The organism is Streptomyces sp. NPDC102451 (assembly GCF_044765485.1).
GTDB lineage: Bacteria > Actinomycetota > Actinomycetes > Streptomycetales > Streptomycetaceae > Streptomyces.
In genome coordinates this window covers 341,738-363,742 of sequence record NZ_JBIWKD010000002.1, presented here as the reverse complement: position 1 = coordinate 363,742, position 22,005 = coordinate 341,738, and the positions used below count along the sequence as shown (strand labels likewise).

Genomic DNA, 22,005 nt, shown 5'->3' with positions numbered 1-22,005 from the left:
TTACTCTCCTTGAAGTGTGGGTACGACCATCGGTGTGCCGGTGACGGGGTCGGGGACGATGACACTCGGCAGGTCGAAGACGTCCTTCATGAGGGCGGCGTCCACGATGTCCCCGGGGACGCCCTCGGCGATCACGCTGCCGTCCCGCATGGCCACCAGGTGGTCGGCGAACCGGCAGGCCTGGTTGATGTCGTGCAGGACGGCGATCACCGTGCGGCCCTCGTCGCGCAGCCGGGCCAGCAGGCCGAGCAACTGGTACTGGTGGGTGATGTCCAGGAACGACGTCGGCTCGTCGAGCAGCAGGTAGGGCGTCCGCTGGGCCAGCACCATGGCTATCCACACCCGCTGCCGCTGCCCGCCGGACAGCTCCTGCACCGGCCGGCCGGCCAGGTCCTCGACGCCGGCGGCGGCCATCGCCTCGGTGACGGCCTCCTCGTCGTCCGGCGACCACAGGGCCAGCAGCGACTGATGGGGGAACCGCCCCCGGCTCACGAGCTGCCGGACCTTGATGTCGTCGGGGGCGAGCGGATCCTGCGGCAGGAAGCCGAGTTGTCTGGCGAGCGCCTTGGGGGCGTACGCGCCGACCTCGCGGCCGTCGAGCTCCACGTGCCCGGCCTCCGGGCGCAGCAGCCGCACCAGCGCGCGCAACAGGGTCGACTTACCACAGGCGTTGGGGCCCACGACGGCGGTGAACGCGCCGTCGGGGACATCGAGGTTCAGCCGTGTGGACACGACCCGGTCTCCGTAGCGCAGGGTGATGTCCCGCGCGGTCAGGCGTGCGGTCACGCGCGCCTCACCTCCTTGGTCAGCAGCCAGATCAGATAGCAGCCGCCGATCGCGGTGCTCACCACTCCCACGGGCAGCGCGACGGGCGCCAGCAGCATCTGGGCGAGCAGATCGGCGCCTTGGAGCAGTACCGCCCCGGTCAGCGCGGCCGGGAGCAGGGGGACACCGGCCGCACCGGCGAGCCGACGGCCGATCTGCGGGGCCGCCAGGGCGATGAAGGCGATCGGTCCGGCGACCGCGGTCACCGTGGCCGTGCAGCCGACGCCGACCAGCACCATCAGCAGTCGCAGCCGGTTGAGTCCGACCCCGGTGGTGGCCGCGACGGCGTCGCCGAGCGAGGCCTGGTGCATGGCGTGCGCCCGCGTGGTCATGAGGATCAGCAGTACGGCGATCACCGTGAACGGGATCCCCACGTCGTCCCAGCCCACACCGTTGAGCGAACCGGCGCTCCAGCCGACGGCGGCGATCGCCACCTCCAGCTCGGCGCGGAGCACGATCCACGAGTTGATCGCGGTCACCATCGCGTTGACCGCGATGCCGATCACCACCAACCGCAGTCCGGAGAAGCCGCGTTCGTAGGCAAGCAGGTAGATCGCGGCTGCGACGAGCAGCCCGCCGAGCACGGACCCGGCGGCCAGTTGTGCGGAGGTGCCCGACAGCACGGTGATGGCGACCAGGGCGCCGGTGTAGGCGCCCGCGTCCAGGCCGATCACGTCCGGGCTGCCCATCGGGTTGCGGGTGAGGTTCTGGAAGAGCGCCCCCGCCACACCGAGTGCGGCGCCGAAGACGAGCCCGGCCAGCACGCGCGGCAGCCGCCAGTCGGAGATCACCACGGAGCGTTCGGCCCCGGTCAGCACGGCGAACACCTTGCCCGGGGAGGCCCAGGAGGCCCCGTAGCACAGCCCGAGCAGTCCGAGGCCCAGCATCAGGGCGACCATGACCGTGACCAGCACGGTCGTACGGCGTTCGATCCTCAGTCCGAGTTTCTTCACAGCGACCCCGCTCCGTAGCGGCGAACGGCCCAGATCAGCATGGGTCCGCCGAGGAACGCGGTCACGATGCCCACCGGCACCTCGCCGGTCGGCAGCAGCACCCGTGACCCGATGTCGGCGATGAGCAGCAGGACCGGGCCCAGCACCATCGTGTAGGCGATGAGCCAGGGCACCGAGCCCGCGGCCGGCTTGCGCACCAGGTGGGGCACGATCAGGCCGACGAACAGGATCGGTCCCGCCACCGCCGTCGCCGCCGCGCAGAGCACGGTGATCAGCACGAGCGCGGCGGCCCGTACCCGGCCCACTCCCGCACCGAGGGTGTGGGCCACGGTCTCTCCCAGCGCCAGGGCGTTGAGCGCCTTGCTCAGCAGCAGCGCGCCGACCAGGCAGACCACGATCGCGGCCAACGGAAGTGCCAGTGGCGCCTGTTCGCGCGCCGCCAGCGAACCGACGGACCAGAAACGGTAGGTGTCGAAGACGTCCGGGAGCATCAGCCGCAGCCCCAGCGCGACGCCGCTCAGCACGGCGGTCAGGGCCACGCCGGTGAGCACCAGTCGCAGCTGCGAGCGCCGCCCGACCGCGGCCACCAGCAGCGCCGCGAGCACGGATCCGAGGACGGCGAAGCCGAGTTGGCCCGCCTGCCCGGCGGCCAGTCCCAGCGCCGAGCCGACGGTGATGGTGAACCCGGCACCCGCGGTGACCCCGAGGATGCCGGGCTCGGCCAGCGGATTGCGGGCGAGCGTCTGGATCAGCGCGCCCGACACCGCGAGGGCGGCGCCCACCGCGATGGCGAGCAGCGAGCGGGGCCCCCGGACGTCACGCACGATCACGTGGTCGTCGGTGCCCTGGTAGTCCAGCAATGCGCGTACGACCTCGCCCGGGGGGACCGGGCGGGCGCCGATGCCCATGCTGAGCACGGCCACCACCGCCAGCAGCACCAGTCCCCCGACGAGCAGGCCGATCTGCGGTAGGGCGGCCCGCTTGTTCGCCGCCTGTCCCGACGCGCGACCCGCGGCGGTCACGACTTCAGCAGCGGAGCGAGCGACGTGTCGATCGCGTCCAGGGTCTTCATGGCCTGCCCGTAGGTCGCGGCCTCGGTGTAGCGGAGCGGGAAGGTCTTGCCGGCCTTGACGGCGGGCAGGTTCTTCCACAGCTTGGAGTCGAGGACGTACTGGACCGCCTCGGAGACGCTGCCGTCGGCGTTGACCGAGTAAGTCAGGACGTCGGCCTCGCCGAACGCGTCCGGGAGCTCCTCGATGGACGGGTACTCGCTGACCGCGCTCGAACCGGTGCCGGCCTTCTTGACCTTGCCGTAGTACTTCGCGCCCAGGTCCTCGGCGATGTTGGTGCCCCACGAACCGCCGAACTCACGCTGGAAGGTGCCCTTGGCGACCTCGCCGTAGGCGCCGACGTGCCCGAGCTTGAGCTGGGGCAGGACGTCCTTGTACTTCGTCGCCAGCTCGGCGGCCTTGGCCTCGTACGCCTTCTGCCCCTCGTCGAACTTCTCGAGGGCGCCCGCGGCGTCGGCCTGCTTGCGGGAGAGGTCGCGCCAGGCGGACGGCAGGCTCGGGCCGATCGCCACGACGGGGGCGATGGACTCCAGCCGCTTGACGTCGATGTCGCCGAGCACGGGGGCGGGCACACCGATGACGATCAGGTCGGGCTCGGCCTCGGCGATGGCCTCGTAGTTGGTCTCGGCCGCCTGCTCGCCCGCCACCTTGGTGAGCTTCTTGTACGTGGCGAGGTCCTCGTCGCTCATCATCGGCTCGCCGCGCTTCCACGACGAGATCCCGACCAGCGGCGCGTCGGCCTCGATCAGCGCGGGCACGGCGTAGCCGGTGGCCACCACGCGCTTCGGGTCGGCCGGGATGGTGATCTTGCCGTTGTCCGCGGCGAACACCCGGGTCTTGTCCTTCTCGGGAGCGGCGTCCGATCCACCGTCCGACGAGGACCCGCATCCGGCCAGGATCAAAGCCAGCGACACGGCGCCGACGAGGCCGGAGGTTCTGCGTATGGACATGAATTTCTCCTTGAAATTTAGGTAAGGCTTACCTTAGTTGAAAAATTCTCGACAGGACACCCGGGGTGGCATCAAGTCCACTCCCCGGACAGTCCGTCGGTCAGTGGTCGTCCTCGTCGAAGTCGGCGACGCCGCGCTTCCAGTACCCGGTGATGTCGTGGTCGGCCTTGTCCAGCCCCAGCTCGCCACGGACCCAGCGGCGCAGCGGCTTGATCTGCCCCGCCTCACCCGCGACCCACACGTAGAGCCGTTCGCCCTCGGGCACGGCCACCGCGGTCACCGCCCGCACCAGCGCGTCGTCGGCGTCCACCGCGCGGCTGTCGCGGTGCAGCCAGTGCACCTCGACGCCCTCGGGCGCGGACAGCTCGATCTCCTGTGTGGCGTCGGGGACTTCGACGAACGCCCAGCCCTTCGCGGTCCTGGGAAGTTCCTCCAGCCAGCGCGCGATCGCCGGCAGGGCGGTGATGTCACCCGCGAGCAGATAGCGGTCGTAGGTGTGCGGGACGATCAGCCCGCCGGGCGGTCCCGCGAGATGCATGACGGCGCCCGGCCGGGCCGCACTCGCCCATTCCGAGGCGAGGCCGCCCTCGTGCAGGGCCACATCGATGTCGATCTCGCCGGTGGCCGGGTCGTAGCGCCGCACCGTGTACTGCCGCGAGACGGGCGCGGGCCGCGGCCAGCGCAGCATCGCGCCGTTCGGCTCGGGCAGCCTCAGCGAGCCGTCCGGGTCCGGAAAGAGCAGCTTGACGTGTTCGTCCGGCGAGTGGGCCTGGAACCCCTCGGTGCCCGGCCCGCCGAGTGTGACCCGCAGTAGTCCGGCCCCGACCATGGCGGTGCGTACGACCTCGGTCTCGCGGATCCCGATCGGATACCCGACCTTCTCGGCATGGCGACCCGCCCGGACCTCCGCGATCCGGTCCAGGTGCCGGCTGCGGTGGTCGACCCGGCTCATGCGGCCTCACCTGTCAGCAGCTCGGTCCAGTGCGCCAGTTCGGGCTGCTCCGCGAGGTCGGCGTACTCAAGTGAGGCCGCCCCCGCGGTGCGCCAGCGGTCGATCAGGACCATGGTCCGGACCGAGTCCAGGCCGAGGTCGGTCAGGTTCTCCTCGGGCTCGATCTCGGCGGGGTCGCAGCCGATCAGTTCCGCGACGTCGGCCCGGATGCGTTCGGCCGACAAGGTCTGGTTCATGGGATGACTCCTGAGGGTATGGACACCGGCAGCGCGGTCAGCGCCGGTGATGGCGGTCCGGCGCCGGGCGGCGCACACGGACGCCCGGTCGGGGTGCGCGCGGGCAGGGTGCGGCGGCGATGGCGGCAGCACTCCACGACATGAACTCCCCCCTCGCCCACCGAAACCCAGGCGAGGCTAACCTAACTTCACGCTTCGTGGTGCAGCATACGCAATGCGGACCGGTGTGACGCACCCCTCCCGCCCTGCGGTTCCACCAAAGCTGACGTGTCGTCAGCAACGCACGGCCTTAAGGGCATACATGGACATAGACCCCAGCGGAGGCGAGCGAGTCCCTCATGGTTGGTAGCCTCCGAAGGTGACTGTGATCTTCGACGAAGCCGTCCGAGCCCGACTGGAAGCACCCCATATCTGGTACGTAGGCACCGTGTTCCCCGACGGTGCGCCGCAGGTCAGCCCGATGTGGGTGGACCTGGAGGGAGAAGGGGAGCTGACGTTCAACACCTCGGTGGGCCGGGTCAAGGAGGAGAACCTGCGCCACGACCCCCGCGTCTACCTCTCGCACGCGGACGCCGACAACCCCTTCGACCGCGTACAGATCAGTGGCGAGGTCGCCCGCTTCATCGAGGGCGAGGAGGCGCACGAGCGGATGGACCGGCTGGCCCGGAAGTACCTGGGCAGCGAGCGGTTCGAGTGGCTCATGCCCGAGGAGCAGCGGGTCGCGGTGGTCGTACGTCCGCTCAAGGTGCGGCACATCGTCGGGGTGGAACGCTTCCGTCCGGGAGGCCCCGTCCCCGCGCCGTGACCGCCCGGCCCATCATGGACGTCTCCGAGAGGGACGGCGAGTGAGGGGCGGCACCCACGATGACCGACACGACCGGTACACAGGGCCCCGGGGGCACACCCGCGGTCCCCGCGAGCGCGGTGTGGCTCAAGGGGCAGCTGCTGGAGATCGCTTCGGCGCTGCGCCCGGGCCGCCGGCCGGAGGTGGTCCGTGAGTGGACCGACCCGGTGCGGTGGCGCGACCCCACGCCGGTGGGCCACCGCTTCCTGTTCCTGCTCTGCGTCTCCACGGACGACCGCCCCACGCCCCCCGATGACGCCCTGAACGCCTTCACCGCGGCCGGCTGGACCGTGCGGGGGCAGCGCTCGGGCCCCGACGGGGAGAGCTGGGCGACGGCCGGCCGGGAGGACTTCGAGGTCCAGGTCTATACGGGCGCCGGCCGAGGCATCACGACATTCACCGGCTGGACCCCCGTCATCTACGCCGCCGAACAGCAGCTGAGCCAACCGCCCTTCACCCGCAGCACGGCCCCCGGGATCCTCTGCGACGACTGTCACGGCTGGGGGATCTGCCAGGAGTGCGGGGGCAGGGCCTACAGCGGCGGCAGCGGCGGCTACGGCCGATGCTGGTGCACCGGGAACAACGCGGGGCCCGGCCGCTGTGCGGAGTGCGGCGGGACGGGCCTCCTCACCGCGGAGGAGGTGGCACGGATGCAGCGGCAGCACGGGGACGGTGACACCTCCCGGCAGACACCGCCGGAGGACGGACACGACTCCAACACCAGCGCGTTCCTCACCGTCAGCCGGAGGCCCTGCCGCTGCGGGGAGTTCCGCTGCTCCTGGCGCAACACCCTCTCCCGGAGCGGCGACCACCGGCTCTCCCACTTCCACGGCACCTGCCCGACCTGCGCCGCCGCGCGCACCCTCAGGTTCACCCTCCCCCTCCACTGACCCGGAGCCACGGCGGGGGCTCGTCACGGTCGCGGGCCGACAGGACCAGTCGCACTACCACACCGCCCGGCTGTGACGCAACGATCGGAATCCGGCGGCATCCACCGGGGTGATCTTGGGCATGCATGGGCCGCACCCGAACCCCCACGTCAGGAGCAGATGACGCCGTGCACACCCCCACCATCGCATCGTCGGCCCCCACGCCGACCGCACCCGGCAGCTTCCCTCTCATCGGGCACGCCCACCGACTCGCCCGCGATCCCCTTCCGTTCATCACCTCGCTCCGCGAACACGGCAGCGTCGTACGCATACGCATCGGCCCCACGCCCGCCTATGTGGTCACCGACCCGGCGCTGACCCGCCGTGTACTGGTGACGGACGCGGCCCACTTCGCCAAGGGCGGGAAGATCATCGACGCGTTGCGCGTCTTCTTCGGCGACGGTCTGGCAACCGTCGCCGACGGTGACACCCACCTGCGCAACCGGCGTCTGATGCAGCCGATGTTCAACAAAGCGCACATAGCGACCCGCGGCCCCGCCATGATCGACCAGGTACGGGCCATGGTCACCGCCTGGCCCGAAGGCCGCCCACGCGACGTGTACGCCGATATGAACGACATCACGCTGGCGGCGTTCCTGATCGCCCTGTTCGGTACCGATCTGCCCGGCCACCTGCAGAGCGAATTCACCGCCCTGATGCCCGAGATCATGAAGGGGACCATCCGTCAGACCGTCCTGCCCTCCTGGGTGGCGCGGCTGCCCCTGCCCGCCAACCGGGCACACACCGAACGAGTCGAGCGGCTCCGGGTGCTCATCGACCAGGCCATCAGCCACCGTGCGGCCGCCGCGCCGACTCCGGACCACGCGAGCGGGGTGGACCGGAGTGCGGGCTGCCCTCACGCCGTCGCGGAGCGGAAGCGGACCGGCCTCTTCGACACCCTCCTCACCGCCGAGCATCCGCTCACGCACCAGCAGTTGCAGGACGAGGCGATCACGCTCCTCACCGGCGCCATCGAAACCACCGGCACCACCCTCGCCTGGACCCTCTACGAGATCACCCGGAACCCGGCGATCGAGAAGCAGCTGCGCGCCGAGCTGGCCTCCGTGTGCGCCGGCCGGCCCCTCACCGACGAGGACCTCGACCGTCTTCCCTACGCCCGCCGCGTCCTGCAGGAAAGCATCCGGAAATACGGCCCGGCGTGGATGGTGACCAGAACCGCCACGCGGGACTTCGATCTCGGCGGGCACCTCATCCCGCAGGGCGCCGACGTCGTGTGGAGCCCTTACCTCCATCAGCACGACCCGGCGTACTTCCCCGACCCCGAGGTCTTCGACCCCGAGCGCTGGACGGCGGAGCGCGCCCCTCTCGCTCGCGGGTCCTTCCTCGCCTTCGGCGACGGCCGGCGCAAGTGCATCGGGGAGAACTTCGCGTGGAGCGAGCTCCAGATCATCCTGGCGACGGTTCTGCAGAGTTGGCCCCGGCTGGAACTCGCCTCCCGCCCTCCGAAGCCCCAGGCCGTGGTCACCGTCAAACCGGACGCGATGACGCTGACGTTCCACCGCCGGGCCGAGGCACGGGTCCACTGATGTCCGTCCGCGCAGCCGGCGGAGGTGACGCGGTGAACAGCCCGTAATTCAGTTGGTGGCGTCCCCGGAAGTGCTGCCGGCGCTTCCGGGGACCGCTCCCCCGGTCACCGCGCAGGGCGGCAGGAGGCCCGTGACGCCTTGCCGTGGCGTTCGCACGCACACCGCCCACCCGAACTATGGTGTCCCGCCACATACGCCCCTGACCTGCCCCTTCCTACGGTATGGCGACACGGAAACGTCCCCGCCAACTGTCCGGAAGTGGTATCCATGGCCGCCCCAGCAACCGCTCCCCCACCGCCGTCCAACCTCCGCCGCATCGTCGCCGCGAGCCTCGTCGGGACCACGGTGGAGTGGTACGACTTCTTCCTCTACGGCTCCGCTGCCGCGCTGGTCTTCAACAAGCTGTTCTTCCCCGACTCCGACCCGCTCGTCGGCACCCTGCTCTCCTTCGTCACCTACGCCGTGGGCTTCGCCGCACGCCCGATCGGGGCCCTGGTGTTCGGGCACTACGGTGACCGGCTCGGGCGCAAGAAGCTGCTGGTGCTGAGCCTGCTGATGATGGGCGGTGCGACCTTCGCCATCGGGCTCCTTCCGACGCACGCCACCATCGGTTCCGCCGCGCCCGTCCTGCTCACCGTCCTCCGCCTGGTCCAGGGGTTCGCCCTCGGTGGCGAGTGGGGTGGAGCCGTGCTGCTCGTGTCGGAGCACGGCGATGCGAAACGGCGTGGGTTCTGGGCGTCGTGGCCCCAGACGGGGGCGCCGGCCGGGCAGTTGCTCGCGACCGCGGTGCTCTCCGCTCTCACCGCACTCATGTCCGAGTCCTCGTTCGAGGCATGGGGCTGGCGGATTCCCTTCCTGCTCTCCGGCGTGCTCGTGATCCTGGGCCTGTGGATTCGTCTCTCTGTCGATGAATCGCCTGTCTTCAAGGCAGCCCTGGCCCAGGCCGCGGAGCGCAAGGCGGCGGACGGTCCCGCCGAGAAGATGCCCCTGGTCGCCGTTCTGCGGCACCACTGGCGCGATGTGCTGATCGCCATGGGTGCGCGGATGGCCGAGAACATCAGCTACTACGTGATCACCGCGTTCATCCTCGTGTACGCGACGACCTCCGCGGACCTCAGCAAGCAGACGGCGCTCAACGCCGTGCTCATCGCCTCCGCCGTGCACTTCGCCGTGATCCCGCTGTGGGGAGCACTCTCCGACCGGGTGGGGCGCAGGCCGGTCTACATGATCGGCGCCATCGGCGTGGCTCTGTGGATGTTCCCGTTCTTCGCACTGATCGACAGCAGGAGCTTCGGGGGCCTGTTGCTCGCCGTCACGGTCGGGCTGATCTTCCACGGCGCCATGTACGCGCCGCAGGCGGCCTTCTTCGCGGAGATGTTCGCGACGCGGATGCGGTACTCGGGTGCCTCGATCGGCGCCCAGTTCTCGTCCGTCGCCGCGGGCGCTCCGGCGCCGCTCATCGCCACCGCGCTGCTCGCCGACTTCGGCAGCTCGACACCGATCTCGCTGTACGTCATCGCCGCCGCGCTCGTCACGGTACTGGCGATCATCTGCGCGAAGGAGACCCGGAGCCGGGACCTCACGGACGTGGAGCCGGACACCGGCCGACAGGCCGCGGACTCCGCGACACTGCCCGCCGACGCCCGTAGCATCTGAACCGACCATGCCGAGGGCCCGTCTCCACCGTCCGCCGGGGAGCCGGGCCCGTCAGGCCCGGGGGGTCCGTTCGAACCAGGTGGGGCCGTCCGTGAGGGACTGCTTGATCCGGAACAGCGAGAACTCGCTCAGCGGCGGCAGCCCGTCGACGTCGAACCACGCGACTTCCAGGGACTCGTCGTCGTTCACCCGCGCCTCGCCGCCGGTGGCCCGGCAGCGGAAGGTGATGTCGACATACTGACAACGGTCACCGTTGGCGTACTGCACCGGCTTCAGCGCCTGGGTGAGCACGACCCGCTCCGCGACGCAGTGCACCGCCGTCTCCTCGTACACCTCGCGCTCAGCCGTCACCGCGGGCTCTTCGCCGGGCTCCCCGATCCCGCCGATGACCGACCACTTGCCGGTGTCCGAGCGCCGGCCGAGCAGCACCCGGCCCTCGTCGTCGAAGACGACCGCGGTGACCCCCGGCAGGAGAAGCAGCTGGTGGCCCGCGGTGGCCCGGATGTCGCGGATGAAGTCTGGAGTACCCATGGGGCCGAGCCTACGGGGCGGCCGGAGCGCTCGAAGGACCGGCCGCCCGGTCCTTCCTCGCGCGCACCGACCGGGCCGTCGCCCAGCCCAGACCGGCCACGGCGAGCAGCGCCAGGACGCCTTCGGGCAGGGCCCCGAGCCGGGTGGCGGGAGTGAGCGAGGACCGCAGCGGCACCTCGTCGACCAAGGCGTCCGGGGTGAACATCTTCGTCTTCTCCACGATCGTGCCGTCCGGCCGGATCACCGCGCTGACGCCGCTGGTGACGGGCACGACGACGGACCGCCCGTGCTCGACCGCCCGCACCTGGCTCATCGCCAGCTGCTGGTAGGTCATCTCGCTGCGCCCGAAGGTCGCGTTGTTGCTCGGTACGGCGATGAGCTGCCCGCCGTCCTTGACGGTGTCGCGTACGGCGTCGTCGAACGCGGCCTCGTAACAGGTCACGAGCCCGACCTTCGTGCCCGCGAGGTCGAACACCCCGACCTTGCTGCCGGGGCCGAAGTCACGCTGGACCCGGTCGACGTCCTTGCTGAAGATCCGTGCGACGGACCGCATGGGCATGTACTCGCCGAACGGCTGGATGTGCCGCTTGTCGTAGGTGCCCACGGGGCCGCTCTCCGGGTCCCACTGGATCAGCGTGTTGCGGAGAGGCCCGGTGTCGGGGGTGAGGACGGCTCCGATGACGGTGGGGGCGCCGATGGCCCGCACGGCCCGGTCGATGACGTCACGGGCGTCGGCGTTGCGGTACGGGTCGAGGTCGGAGGAGTTCTCCGGCCACAGGACGAAGTCGGGCTGGGGCACCTTCCCGGCCTTCACGTCCTCGGCGAGCTGTTCCGTCCGCTTCGCGTGGTTGTCCAGGACGGCCCGGCGCTGGGAGTTGAAGTCGAGCCCCAGCCGCGGCACGTTGCCCTGGATCGCGGCGACCGTGGCGGTGCCGTCCTCGGGTGAGTCGTCCACGAGCGGGAGGGCCGCCAGTGCCGCGACGACCGGGGCGGCCACGGCGACGGCCGCGGCGACGACGGCGGAGCGGGGCACGGCGCCGGTGGTGCGGTAGCGGCGGACCTGCCGGACGGCCTCCAGGAGCCCGAAGCCGCACAGCACGACGGCGAACGTGAGCAGCGGGGTGCCGCCCAGTGCCGCGAGCGGCAGGAACGCGCTGTCGGCCTGCCCGAAGGCGATCTTGCCCCAGGGGAAGCCGCCGAAGGGGACGCGGGCGCGCAGCGCCTCGTCCAGGGTCCACACGGCCGCCGCCCAGACGGGCCAGTACGGGAGCCGGGAGACGGCGGAGATGCCGATGCAGCCGACGGCGATGAACAGGGCTTCGGCGAGCGCCAGCGCGAGCCAGGGAACGGGGCCGACCTCCTCCCCCGTCCAGTGCAGCAGCGGCAGCATGAAGCCGAGGCCCGCGAGGAGGCCGAGGCCCAGTGCCGCGCGCGCCCGCCGTGCGGTCAGGACCCAGCCCAGCAGGGCGAAGCCCGGCAGCACCAGCCACCACAGGGGCCGGGGCGGGAAGCTCGCGTAGAGCAGCGCGCCGGACAGCACGGCTGCGGCCGGGCGGACGAGCCGCGGCCACAGCTTTCGGCTGCGGGGCGCGGGGGCGGGCTGCGGTTCGACGGTGGTGATGGTGGCGCTCACCTGCCGGAGTCTACGGTGAGCCGCTGTGGGAGCCGCAGCCGCTCCGGGGGCGCAGTGGGTTCAGTGCCCCGGGGTCTTCCCCGTGGCCGGGAGGTGCAGGCGGTCGCGGATGAAGCGTACGGCGGCCTCCGCGTCGTCGACGGTGACGGTGAAGGTCATGCCGTCCCCGAGCCGGAGCACCAGCGCCTCCCCGCGCCGCACGACCACGGCCGTGCCCTGGTCGGGGCGCCAGCGGTAGCCCCAGCCGCCCCACTGGCGCGGAGTGACGGTGGGTGCGAAGTCCGCGCCCACCACATGGGTGAGGAGGATCCGGCGCCTGGGCAGCCCGGCGTGACCGCAGCGCACCTCGAGGGCGTCGCCGTCGACCTTGACGGCCACGTGGACGAAGGCGAGGGTCCCGAAGAGGATCAGGAGTCCCGCGGCGACACAGCCGATGACGGACATGAGCAGCGGGGCGAATCCGCCGCCCCAGGCCGAGTCGACCGCCAGCTCGATACCGAGCGCCAGACACGCGGCGCCCACGGCCGCGAGCAGCCACTGGAAGCGATTGGTGGCCCGTCCCGTCCAGACCGTGCTCGGGGCCTGGCTCGAACCGTGCCACGTGTTACCGGGGTGGTCCGTCATGCCAAGCAGCGTACCCAGGTTCCGCGCCGCGAGGAGGTGGTGGCGGCCGCGGCGGGGCACCGGGTGCGGTCAGATGGCGGAGGTGACGGCCTTGAGGAGTCGGCCCTCGGCGTAGACCAGCGCGCGTTCGGGCAGGTCAGCGGTGTGTCCGCCGAGGAGGACGGTGAGAGTGCCGACGGGTTCGGCCGACGGAGCGGGCGCCGCCCCGACACGGCGCAGTGCCTGGGCGGCCACCGCGTCGGCGGAGCCGTGGAGCACCAGGGGCGCACGGCCGGACCGGCCGGCCTCGACGGCGGTACGGATGCGTTCGGCCACCAGCTCGTAGTGGGTGCAGCCCAGGACGACGTCCGTCACACCGGCCGGTGTGAGGGCGGCGGCAGCGGCGACCGCGCGGTCGATCGCCTCCTCGTCGGCGTGCTCCACCGCGTCGGCGAGACCCGGGCAGGGCACCTCGGTCACGTCGACGGAACGGGCGAAGTCGTTGATCAGCCCACGCTGGTAGGGGCTCCCGGTGGTCGCCGGGGTGGCCCAGATCGCGAAGGGGCCGCCGCCCGCGGCGGCCGGCTTGATCGCGGGCACCGTGCCGATGACCGGCAGCCCGGGCTCCAGCTCGGCGCGCAGGGCGGGCAGGGCGTGGACGGAGGCGGTGTTGCACGCGACGATCAGGGCGTCCGGCCGGTGGGCCGCCGCCGCGCGGGCCACGGCGAGCGCGCGCTGGGTCACGTCCTCGGGTGTACGGGGACCCCAGGGCATCGATCCGGGATCCGAGGACAGCACCAGATCGGCGTCGGGCCGTAGCCTGCGTACCGCGGCCGCTGCCGCGAGCAGGCCGATTCCCGAGTCCATGAGTGCGATCTTCACCCGGTCACCATAGTCGACGGCCCTTGCGCCACCGCCGGAGTGGGGCACACTTCGACGGATGAGCGCCGTTGCCTGGACCGCCGTGGGTTCACTGACCGTATGGCTGTGGCTGTTGCTGGGTCAGGGCTTCTTCTGGCGGACCGACCAACGGCTGCCGTCGCGCAGGGACCCCGCGCGCTGGCCCTCGGTGGCCGTGGTCGTCCCCGCGAGGGACGAGGCCGAGGTCCTGCCGGTGAGCCTGCCGTCGCTGCTGGCCCAGGACTACCCGGGCGACGCGGAGATCTTCCTGGTCGACGACTGCAGCGGCGACGGCACGGGCGAGCTGGCCCGAGCGCTGTCCGGGCGGTACGGAGGGCTGCCGCTGACGGTGGTGACACCCGGCGAGCCGGAACCGGGGTGGACGGGCAAGCTCTGGGCGCTACGGCACGGCATGGCGTCGGCGCGGCAGCGGAAGCCGGAATTCCTGCTCCTGACGGACGCCGACATCGCTCATGAGCCGGACAGCCTGCGGGAGCTCGTCGCCGCCGCCGGGAGCGAGGGTGCGGGCGGGTTCGACCTGGTCTCGCAGATGGCCAGGCTGCGGGTGGCCAGCACCTGGGAGCGACTGGTCGTGCCGGCCTTCGTCTACTTCTTCGGGCAGCTCTACCCGTTCCGCCGGGTGAACGGCGAGAGGTCGCGGACCGCCGCGGCGGCGGGCGGCTGTGTACTGCTGCGGGCCGGAGCGGTCGAGCGTGCGGGGATCCCGGACGCGATCCGTTCGGCGGTGATCGACGACGTGTCGCTGGCGCGCGCGGTGCGTCGCAGCGGCGGCCGCATCTGGCTGGGGCTCGCCGACCGGGTGGACAGCGTGCGGCCCTATCCACGGCTGGCGGACCTGTGGCACATGGTCGCGCGGAGCGCGTACGCCCAGCTGCGGCACAACCCGTGGCTGCTGGCCGGGACGGTCCTCGGTCTCGGCCTGGTCTATGTCGCGCCGCCCGTCACGCTGGTCACCGGGCTGCTGACCGGCGATGCGGTGGCCGCTGCGGCGGGCGGGACGGCCTGGGCGGTGATGGCGGGCACGTACATGCCCATGCTCGGGTACTACCGGCAGTCGCTGTGGCTGGCCCCGCTGCTGCCCTTCACCGCGGTCCTCTACCTCCTGATGACGGTGGGTTCCGCGGTGCAGCACTATCGGGGGCTCGGTGCGGCCTGGAAGGGGCGTACGTACGCCCGTCCCGAGGCCGCACCGGAACCCTGAGCCCTGGGCCCGTGCGGGTCACTTGCGCCCGGGGGTCCAGTTCATGCCCCACCCGTAGGCGGCGTCGATGGTCCGCTGAGGGCTCACCCCGCGCTGGGGGACGAGGTAGCGGGCCTCGCGCTGCACGGTGAGGTCGTTCCCGTCGCTGGTGATCAGCGCGAGCGCGCACACCGTGGACGGCACGGTGCATTCGTCCAGGGAGAAGTCGATCGCCGCGCCGTTCTGAGGCTGGAGGGTGACCGTGGCGTGCAGATCGGCGAAGCTCCGGGCGCCTTCGTAGATCGTGACGAAGATCAGGACACGGCGCAGCCGGTTCTTGTGGTCGAGGTTGACCGTGAGGTTCTCGCCGGTCGAGACGGCGCCGGTACGGTCGTCCCCGTCGAGGTGGATGTACGGCGGCTGCCGGAGGGAGCCGAAGGCGTTCCCCAGCGCCTGCACGACCCCCTTGCTGCCGTCGGTGAGTTCGTACAGGGCGCAGAGATCGAGGTCCAGGTCCGCGTGCATGGCGACGGCCCTGCCGAGTTTCGCGCCCCAGCCCTTGAACTGCTTGCGCACCTCCCAGTTGAGGTTGACGCGCAGCGCTCCGGACGTGCCGCCCTGTTTCGACAGCGACACCGAAGGGGCTTCCTTGGTCAGCGTGACCTTGGTCAGCCGCACGGCCTGCACGACGGGGGGCGCGGGCGGCGGAGCGGGGGCGGCCTGAGGCGCGGCCGGGGGCGCGGGGGGCTGGGGAGCCCGCTGCGGCTGGCGGGGTGGCGGGGCCTGCTGCGGCTGCCGGGACGGCGGGGCCTGCTGCGGCTCGTCGACGGAGATGCCGAAGTCCGTGGCGAGGCCCGCGAGTCCGGTGTCGTACCCCTGTCCGACGGCCCTGAACTTCCAGGCGCCCTGGCGCAGATAGAGCTCACCGAGGATGAACGCGGTCTCGACGCTCGCGTCAGCGCTGTCGAAGCGCGCGATCTCGGAGCCGTTCGCCGCGTCCACGATCCGCACGTAGAGGCCGCTCACCCGTCCGAAGGTGCCGCCGTCCGCGGAGGCGGCGACCACGACCCGGTCGATCGCCGGCTCCATCCGCCCGAAGTCGACGGAGAGGCTGTCCGTGACGGCTCCCCCGGCCGTCCGCTTGCCCTCGTGGCGCACGGCGCCGGAGCCGTGCGCCGGCTGGTTGTAGAAGACGAAGTCCGCGTCGCTGCGCACCTTTCCCGACACGAGGAGGAGCGCCGAGGCATCGACGTCGGGTGTGCCGGGAGAGGTGTTCCAGCCCAGTTCGACCCGTACGGCCTGAGCCGGCACTGCGACGTTGGTTCCCTTTTGCATGGTCATGCTCGCCCCCATCACGAGTCCGGCTGCCCGGAGAGTGTCCCGCCAACCTAATCCCCGGTCCGCGGGGAAGCCCACATTCTCGACACGGCGGCTGCCGGGTCACGATGCGCCGAGTGACGCGGCCTGCTCCCGGAGTGCCTCGATCAGCGTCGTCACCTGGAGTTCACGGCGGTGGCCGAGCACGGCGACACCGAGGTGACGCGCGGGAGCCGGTGCCTCTATCGGGACGATGTGGACGCCCGGCACCCTCGGGACGAGTGCGATGGAGGGGATGAGTGAGACTCCCAGCCCGGCGGCGACGAGGGAGCCGGCGAAGAAGTAGTCGGTCGTCGTCCCCCGCACGTCCGGGTCGAAGCCGGCGCGTTGCGCGTAACGGCGCAGGTACGCCTCGGTCTTGAGGCACCCGAGCACCCAGGGTTCACCCGCCAGCTCGTCGAGTTCGATGGCCGCGCGGCCGGCGAGCGGGTGCCGGTCGGGCAGGACGACGTGCAGGGGGTCCTCCATGAGCGGCGTCCACCGCAGGCTGGAGCCCGTACCCGACCGGCCGGGCAGCGGACCGTCGAAGTGATAGGCGAGCGCCAGGTCCACCGCGCCCTGCCGGACCAGCGGCAGGCACTCCTCGGGCTCGCCCTCCCTGACGTGGAGCACCGTGTCGGGATGGGCCGCGGTGAGCTGGGCGAGGGCGCCGGGCAGGAGGACGCGGCCGCCGCTGGTGAACGTGGCGACGGTGAGCTGGGTGCGGCCCGTGCTGAGCCGGTCGACCTGCTGTTTCGCGTGTTCCAGCTCGGCGGCGACGGACTCGGCGGCCCCGACCATGATCTGGCCGGCCCTGGTCAGCGTGACGCCCCGGGTGCTGCGGGCGACCACCTGCGCCCCGAGGCTGCGTTCCAGGACGGCCATGTGCTGGGACACGGCCGAGGGCGTGAGGTGGAGGGCCGAAGCCGCCTGGTTGAAGCTCCCGTGCTCCGCCACCGCCCGCAGGATGCGAAGCCGCTGAACATCGATCAACAGTATTCCTTAACGCGTTTCCAGTAGGACGGCACTTCTGCTGATGACGATAGGCGACCACGATGGAGCCATGCGAAAGATCTGCGTCATCGGCGGCGGCCGCTACTTCGGAAAACTTCTCGTCCAGCGGCTGGCGGAGGCCGGCCACGAGGTCACTGTGATCAACCGGGGTTCCACCCGCCCACCCGCCGGCGTCGAACACCTCGTCGTCGACCGCGACGACGAGGCGGCGCTGACCGCCGCGCTCGGCACCCGTACCTTCGACGTGGTCGTCGACCAGATCTGCTACACCCCCGTGCAGGCCGCCGTCGCCGCCCGCGTCTTCCGCGACCGCACCCGGCGGTACGTCATGACGTCCACGATCGAGGTCTACGACCCGGCCACCGCCGCGCTCCCGGCCGTCCCCGCCGGCACACCGGTGACGGAGGACCTCGTCGACCCGGCCGTCTGGCGGGTGCGCCTGGATCTGCCCTGGCACGACGCCGCGTACCAGGACGCCCACTACGCCGAGGGCAAACGACAGGCGGAGGCCGTCCTCACCCGGTCCGGTGGATTCGGCTTCGTCACCGTGCGCAGCGCCCATGTACTCGGCGGCGGGACACAGGAGTTCACCGGCCGTCTGGCGCACTACGTCGAGCGCGTCTCCCGGGGCGGGACGGTCGATGTGTACGCCGAGGAGCTGCCCACGGTCTTCATCCACCACGAGGAGATGGCGGACCTGCTGCTGTGGGCGAGCACCGCCTCCGACTTCACCGGCCCGGTCAACGCCTGCTCCGACGGTCTGCTCGACGTACGCGACCTGAGTCGTCTCATCGCCTCCAGGACCGGCCGGGAGCCCGTGTACCGGACCGTCGCCGCAGGCGAGGCGGCAGGACCGTTCTCCTTCGACCGCCATTACGCCATGAGCAACGCCCGTGCGAAGGAACTGGGTTTCGCCTTCTCCCGCACCGCCGACTGGCTGCCCGACGCGGCGGCCGAAGCCTTCGACGCATCCGCCACCCACACCTCCTGAGGGACACACCCGATGCTGTACCGCACCGTCAAGGACACCACCTTCAGCGCCGTCGGACTGGGCGCCATGCCGCTGTCCATCGAGCAACGCCCGGACGAGGAACGGGCGGTCGCCACCATCCACGCGGCCCTCGACGCCGGGGTCACCCTGATCGACACCGCCGACAGCTACCACTGGCACGCGGACGAGACCGGCCACAACGAGCACCTCATCGCCCGGGCCCTCCGGCGCTACGGCAGCGACACCTCGGACGTCCTGGTCGCCACCAAGGGCGGCCGTGGCCGGCCCGGCGACGGCAGCTGGACGGTCAACGGGGACCCCGCCCACCTCAGGAAGGCCGCCGAGGCGTCCGCCGAGCGGCTCGGTGTCGAGGCCATCGGCCTCTACCAGCTCCACAAGCCGGACCCTGCCGTGCCCTGGGCCGACTCCGTCGGCGCGCTGCGTGACCTGCTCGACGCCGGCACCATCCGGACCGCCGGCATCTCCAATGTGACCACCGGTCAGATCCACGAGGCGCACGAGATCCTGGGTGACGGCCTGGTCTCCGTACAGAACCAGTACTCCCCCGCGGTCCGCGACAGCGAGCCGGAGCTCCGGCTGAGCACCCGGCTGGGCCTGGCCTTCCTGCCCTGGAGCCCGCTCGGCGGCATCCGGCGCAGCTCCCTCGACGGACGCTCCGCCCCGACCTCCGCGGGCACCGCCTTCCACCACGTGGCCGACGCACGCGGAATCAGTCCGCAGCAGGTCGTCCTGGCCTGGTTGCTCACCCGCTCCCCGCTGATGATCCCGGTGCCGGGAGCCAGCCGTCCGGCATCGATCCAGGACTCGGCCGGAGCCGCGGAGCTGGAACTGACCGAGGCGGAGCTGAAGCGGCTCGACGAGGCGTGGCCGGGCGCCGAAGGGGCGGAACACGGCGAACCCTGAGACCGGGCACGCGGCCACCGGGTCCCGGCGTACGACCATCCCTCGCACCCCGGAGGTTCAGCTGAGCGGCCGCGGCCGCTCGGCCGTGCGGATCGAGGTGACCTCGTGGACGACTGCCGAACTCATCGCCGGCCCGCGGCAGGTCAGCTGATGCGGCGTGGTGCGGTAGGACCGCACCTCGACGTCGAAGGCCGCCGGACGAGGGGGGTGGCGAATGACGCGGATCCGCCAATGGGTGCCGTCGCGGGTGGTCTCGGCCACCGCGTACTCATGGCGTCCCGCCGGGCCGAAGCGCCTGAGCAGGGCGGCGACGGCGACCTGCTGAGGCGGGAAGAGGTCGGTGTACCCGCGCAGATGGTCGGCGTGGATGCGGTCGGCCAGGTGCTGTTCGACCGCCTCGACGGAGGATCCGGCGTCGAGACCGCCGTAGTAGACGCCGTCCGGCGCGACGGCGACGTTGGCGGCGAACCTGTCACCGCCGACGTGCGTGCACTCCCACACCAGGTCCGGCCAGCGGTCGCTCAGGGCACGCCCCACGGGACGCCCCCGCACGGCGCAGCAGGTGTCGTGCCGGCCATGGGCGCAGACCAGGACGACGGGCGGGCGGCCGAGTTGCCCAGGGGCGCCGAGGGCCCCGACGATCTGTGCCAGGTCCTCGTCGCGGCTCCAGGTGCCCCACTGCTGCCGGTGGGCGCCGGACTTCTCGTGGCGCAGTACGGCCCACCGGCGTGTGCCCTCGGGCTTGTGGCGTCCGTACCGCCTGACCAGCAGGATCCGGGCCCGTACGGCCTGGGCGGCGGAGAACAGGACTGCTTTGGTACGGGGTTCGAGGTCGAGGCCGTCGAAGCCGTTGGCCGGCCAGCCGCCCCGGTACTCGATGAGGACCCAGACGGAGCCGTGCGGCGCTGTTCCTTCCATCGGGTCGCCACGCATCCGGGCCGCGTCGGCACAGAAGAAGCGTTCCTCCGCGGTCATCGCGGCGAGGTCACTGTCCGGCGGGCACCAGCACGCCCGCGCGCAGCAGTCTCCCGACGAGCTCGACGCCCAGATCACCGGCGGTATGCACGTCGCCGTCGAGCAGACGGATCACCGACGGCAGATCGGTTTCGGGGAAGTCGAGCCATCCCACACGTGTGGTCAGGCGTGAGCCCTCCAGCCGTGCTTCGAGCGCCTCACGGAGCCGTACGGGGACCCCGGGGGCGAGACCGTCGACGGCCACGAGCTGGGCCAGCGGTCCCAGCGGAGCCGGGCGCGCCTGTCCCCGCCGGGCGCGGTGGAACGACGGGGCGGAATCGGCCTCGGTGACGGCGGTGACCAGCCGTTCACGGACGAGGTCGATCTCCTCGGCGGGGGATTCCACGCCCAGGGGCAGGCTTCCGCGCATCCGGGGATCGTCGCGCAGCGCCGCGAGCGCGGTCCGGGCCAGCTGCTCGGCGAGCGCGTAACGCGTCCAGTTGTGGATCCCGATCGTCAGGTGGACCGACACCTCTCCCTGCGCCTGGGCGGCGTGCAGCCAGCCCCGCGGCAGGTAGAGGGCATCGCCCGGCTCCAGCACGGTGTCGATGTACGCCTCGCTCCCCGCGGCCTCGGCGACGGCGGAGCGGCGGTCGGTCCAGGGCTGGTCGCGGAGTGGGTCGGGGTGGACGGGCTCATGGACGAGCCAGCGCTTGGTGCCCTCGATCTGGAGGACGAAGACGTCGTGGACGTCGTAGTGGTCGTCGAATCCGCGGTTCTGCGGCGGAGTGACGTAGGCGTTGGCCTGCGCGGGGTGCCCCAGCTCGCTGCTCAGTCCGGTGCAGAAGTCCGCGACGGGCCCCCAGGTGCGCTGCAGCGCCTGCAGGACGAGCGTGGCGCCGTCGGCGAACTCCCGCCACAGCGCGGTGTCGTCGAGCTGGTCGGCGATGGTGGCGCCGACGCCGGCGGACGAGGTGTACGACGACTCGGGAAGGGTGGAGCCGTTCCTGGCGACGCGGAGGAAGGGGGTGCGCAGCCCGCGGCGCGCGACCAGTTCGTCGACGGCGTCGGCGGAGAACAGGTCGGAGAAGTCGCTGACGCTGCGGGTGAGCAGAGCTCTGCGTCCCCAGATGTCGCGGGCGAACTCCTCCTGGTTGAGGCGGGTCAGACGGGCCAGACGGGTCTCCGGAACCCCGGCACCCTCCGTGGGGCCGGGGTCCTGGAGTTCGGTCCGGGAGGTGCTCAACGGCGACTGCCGGACTCGTCCGCCCCGCCGTCCGCCCCGCCGTCGGCGCCACCGTCGGCGCCACCGTCGTGAACACCGGGCGTACCGGCCGCACCACCATCGGCGGGACCCTCCGCCCCACCATCAGCACCACCATCGTGAACACCAGGCGTACCGGCCGCACCACCGTCAGCAGGACCCTCCGCCCCACCATCAGCACCACCGTCATGAACACCAGGCGTACCGGCCGCACCACCGTCGGCCGGGCCTTCCTGCCCGTTCGGATCCTGTTCGGGGTTGGCCATCATTCCTCCTGGAAATCGAGGGACCGGGACCCGGCTCCTTCATCCACGCCGGATCATCGGACAAAGGCGATTCCCTGTACGGGCACCGCCCATAAGCAGCGTACTGCTACAGGACGAAAGCCTCGATTCGGGCAGAATGACTCCACGGACAGCGGGCCGACGCATATGCGCTCAGGAATCGCGAGAGCCGGTGTCACCCCTGACCCAAGAACTGTCCGCTGTCTCGCCATACGTGGCACATGGGGTGCGGAGGCACGCAGACCGATGAGTTTTCCCGCGAGTTGAGGTCATCATCATGACGGCGCGCGACACCTGCTTAGGGCGGCGGGGGGGTGGGGGGGGGGGGGGGGCGGGGGGGGGGGGGGGGGGGGGGGGGGGCGCGGGGGGGGGGGGGGGGGGGGGGCCG

General features: G+C 71.6%; 21 protein-coding genes. 7 read left to right on the top strand and 14 right to left on the bottom strand.

Features of this window, described 5'->3' with window-relative positions:
- The 6 genes from ACIRD8_RS05195 to ACIRD8_RS05170 all read right to left on the bottom strand — a co-directional run bounded on the left by ACIRD8_RS05195 (window position 1) and on the right by ACIRD8_RS05170 (window position 4,986).
- Window positions 1-786 (bottom strand): ABC transporter ATP-binding protein, encoded by a 786-nt coding sequence (locus ACIRD8_RS05195; protein WP_403986282.1) that lies wholly within the window; start codon window positions 784-786, stop codon window positions 1-3.
- Window positions 783-1,724, bottom strand: a complete 942-nt coding sequence (locus tag ACIRD8_RS05190) for a FecCD family ABC transporter permease (RefSeq protein ID WP_403987270.1) — start codon at window positions 1,722-1,724, stop codon at window positions 783-785. Before ACIRD8_RS05190 ends, ACIRD8_RS05195 begins: the two co-directional genes overlap by 4 nt.
- 50 nt (window positions 1,725-1,774) lie before the next feature.
- Window positions 1,775-2,800, bottom strand: coding sequence for a FecCD family ABC transporter permease (locus ACIRD8_RS05185; protein ID WP_403986279.1), 1,026 nt, complete (start codon window positions 2,798-2,800; stop codon window positions 1,775-1,777).
- Entirely contained in the window at window positions 2,797-3,798 is a 1,002-nt protein-coding gene (locus tag ACIRD8_RS05180) for an ABC transporter substrate-binding protein (RefSeq protein ID WP_403986276.1), read from the bottom strand. Before ACIRD8_RS05180 ends, ACIRD8_RS05185 begins: the two co-directional genes overlap by 4 nt.
- A 100-nt stretch (window positions 3,799-3,898) precedes the next feature.
- A complete protein-coding gene (locus ACIRD8_RS05175) occupies window positions 3,899-4,750 on the bottom strand; it encodes a siderophore-interacting protein (protein ID WP_403986272.1) in 852 nt (283 codons plus the stop codon).
- On the bottom strand, window positions 4,747-4,986 hold the full coding sequence (locus tag ACIRD8_RS05170; RefSeq protein ID WP_403986269.1) for a phosphopantetheine-binding protein: 240 nt from the start codon (window positions 4,984-4,986) through the stop codon (window positions 4,747-4,749). Before ACIRD8_RS05170 ends, ACIRD8_RS05175 begins: the two co-directional genes overlap by 4 nt.
- A 358-nt stretch (window positions 4,987-5,344) precedes the next feature.
- Between ACIRD8_RS05170 and ACIRD8_RS05165 the strand changes: the two genes are divergently transcribed.
- The 4 genes from ACIRD8_RS05165 (at window position 5,345) to ACIRD8_RS05150 (ending at window position 9,962) form a co-directional block, all read left to right on the top strand.
- On the top strand, window positions 5,345-5,791 hold the full coding sequence (locus tag ACIRD8_RS05165; RefSeq protein ID WP_403986266.1) for a TIGR03618 family F420-dependent PPOX class oxidoreductase: 447 nt from the start codon (window positions 5,345-5,347) through the stop codon (window positions 5,789-5,791).
- A 59-nt stretch (window positions 5,792-5,850) separates the two neighbouring features.
- Complete coding sequence (locus ACIRD8_RS05160; RefSeq protein WP_403986263.1) at window positions 5,851-6,720, top strand: hypothetical protein; 870 nt, start codon at window positions 5,851-5,853, stop codon at window positions 6,718-6,720.
- A 167-nt stretch (window positions 6,721-6,887) separates the two neighbouring features.
- A complete protein-coding gene (locus ACIRD8_RS05155; RefSeq protein ID WP_403986260.1) occupies window positions 6,888-8,306 on the top strand; it encodes a cytochrome P450 in 1,419 nt (472 codons plus the stop codon).
- Between the two features lie 267 nt (window positions 8,307-8,573).
- Window positions 8,574-9,962, top strand: coding sequence for an MFS transporter (locus tag ACIRD8_RS05150; RefSeq protein ID WP_403986257.1), 1,389 nt, complete (start codon window positions 8,574-8,576; stop codon window positions 9,960-9,962).
- Window positions 9,963-10,013: 51 nt separating this feature from the next.
- On the opposite strand, the gene ACIRD8_RS05145 is transcribed toward ACIRD8_RS05150, so the two are convergent.
- The 4 genes from ACIRD8_RS05145 to ACIRD8_RS05130 all read right to left on the bottom strand — a co-directional run bounded on the left by ACIRD8_RS05145 (window position 10,014) and on the right by ACIRD8_RS05130 (window position 13,611).
- A complete protein-coding gene (locus ACIRD8_RS05145; protein ID WP_403986254.1) occupies window positions 10,014-10,493 on the bottom strand; it encodes an NUDIX hydrolase in 480 nt (159 codons plus the stop codon).
- A gap of 10 nt (window positions 10,494-10,503) precedes the next feature.
- Window positions 10,504-12,126 (bottom strand): apolipoprotein N-acyltransferase, encoded by a 1,623-nt coding sequence (lnt, locus tag ACIRD8_RS05140; protein ID WP_403986251.1) that lies wholly within the window; start codon window positions 12,124-12,126, stop codon window positions 10,504-10,506.
- A 60-nt stretch (window positions 12,127-12,186) separates the two neighbouring features.
- Entirely contained in the window at window positions 12,187-12,750 is a 564-nt protein-coding gene (locus tag ACIRD8_RS05135) for a hypothetical protein (RefSeq protein ID WP_403986248.1), read from the bottom strand.
- Window positions 12,751-12,819: 69 nt separating this feature from the next.
- On the bottom strand, window positions 12,820-13,611 hold the full coding sequence (locus tag ACIRD8_RS05130; RefSeq protein ID WP_403986245.1) for a glutamate racemase: 792 nt from the start codon (window positions 13,609-13,611) through the stop codon (window positions 12,820-12,822).
- A gap of 58 nt (window positions 13,612-13,669) precedes the next feature.
- Between ACIRD8_RS05130 and ACIRD8_RS05125 the strand changes: the two genes are divergently transcribed.
- Entirely contained in the window at window positions 13,670-14,851 is a 1,182-nt protein-coding gene (locus tag ACIRD8_RS05125) for a glycosyltransferase (RefSeq protein ID WP_403986242.1), read from the top strand.
- 18 nt (window positions 14,852-14,869) lie between these two features.
- Here the strand turns inward: ACIRD8_RS05125 and ACIRD8_RS05120 are convergent, their stop codons facing one another.
- Window positions 14,870-16,183, bottom strand: a complete 1,314-nt coding sequence (locus tag ACIRD8_RS05120; protein ID WP_403986239.1) for a TerD family protein — start codon at window positions 16,181-16,183, stop codon at window positions 14,870-14,872.
- An 87-nt stretch (window positions 16,184-16,270) separates the two neighbouring features.
- Window positions 16,271-17,179, bottom strand: coding sequence for a LysR family transcriptional regulator (locus tag ACIRD8_RS05115; protein WP_403986236.1), 909 nt, complete (start codon window positions 17,177-17,179; stop codon window positions 16,271-16,273).
- Between the two features lie 70 nt (window positions 17,180-17,249).
- On the opposite strand from ACIRD8_RS05115, the gene ACIRD8_RS05110 reads away from it, so the two are divergent.
- Together ACIRD8_RS05110 and ACIRD8_RS05105 are read left to right on the top strand one after the other, a co-directional pair.
- The gene (locus ACIRD8_RS05110) at window positions 17,250-18,191 is read left to right on the top strand and encodes an NAD-dependent epimerase/dehydratase family protein (RefSeq protein ID WP_403986233.1); all 942 of its coding nucleotides are present in this window, start codon (window positions 17,250-17,252) and stop codon (window positions 18,189-18,191) included.
- Between the two features lie 12 nt (window positions 18,192-18,203).
- Window positions 18,204-19,115 carry an aldo/keto reductase gene (locus ACIRD8_RS05105; RefSeq protein ID WP_403986230.1) on the top strand — a complete coding sequence of 304 codons (912 nt, stop codon included), beginning with the start codon at window positions 18,204-18,206 and terminating at the stop codon, window positions 19,113-19,115.
- A 57-nt stretch (window positions 19,116-19,172) separates the two neighbouring features.
- On the opposite strand, the gene ACIRD8_RS05100 is transcribed toward ACIRD8_RS05105, so the two are convergent.
- A complete protein-coding gene (locus ACIRD8_RS05100) occupies window positions 19,173-20,090 on the bottom strand; it encodes a sucrase ferredoxin (RefSeq protein ID WP_403986227.1) in 918 nt (305 codons plus the stop codon).
- Between the two features lie 10 nt (window positions 20,091-20,100).
- Window positions 20,101-21,315 carry a cupin domain-containing protein gene (locus tag ACIRD8_RS05095; protein WP_403986224.1) on the bottom strand — a complete coding sequence of 405 codons (1,215 nt, stop codon included), beginning with the start codon at window positions 21,313-21,315 and terminating at the stop codon, window positions 20,101-20,103.
- Window positions 21,316-22,005: the final 690 nt, after the last annotated feature.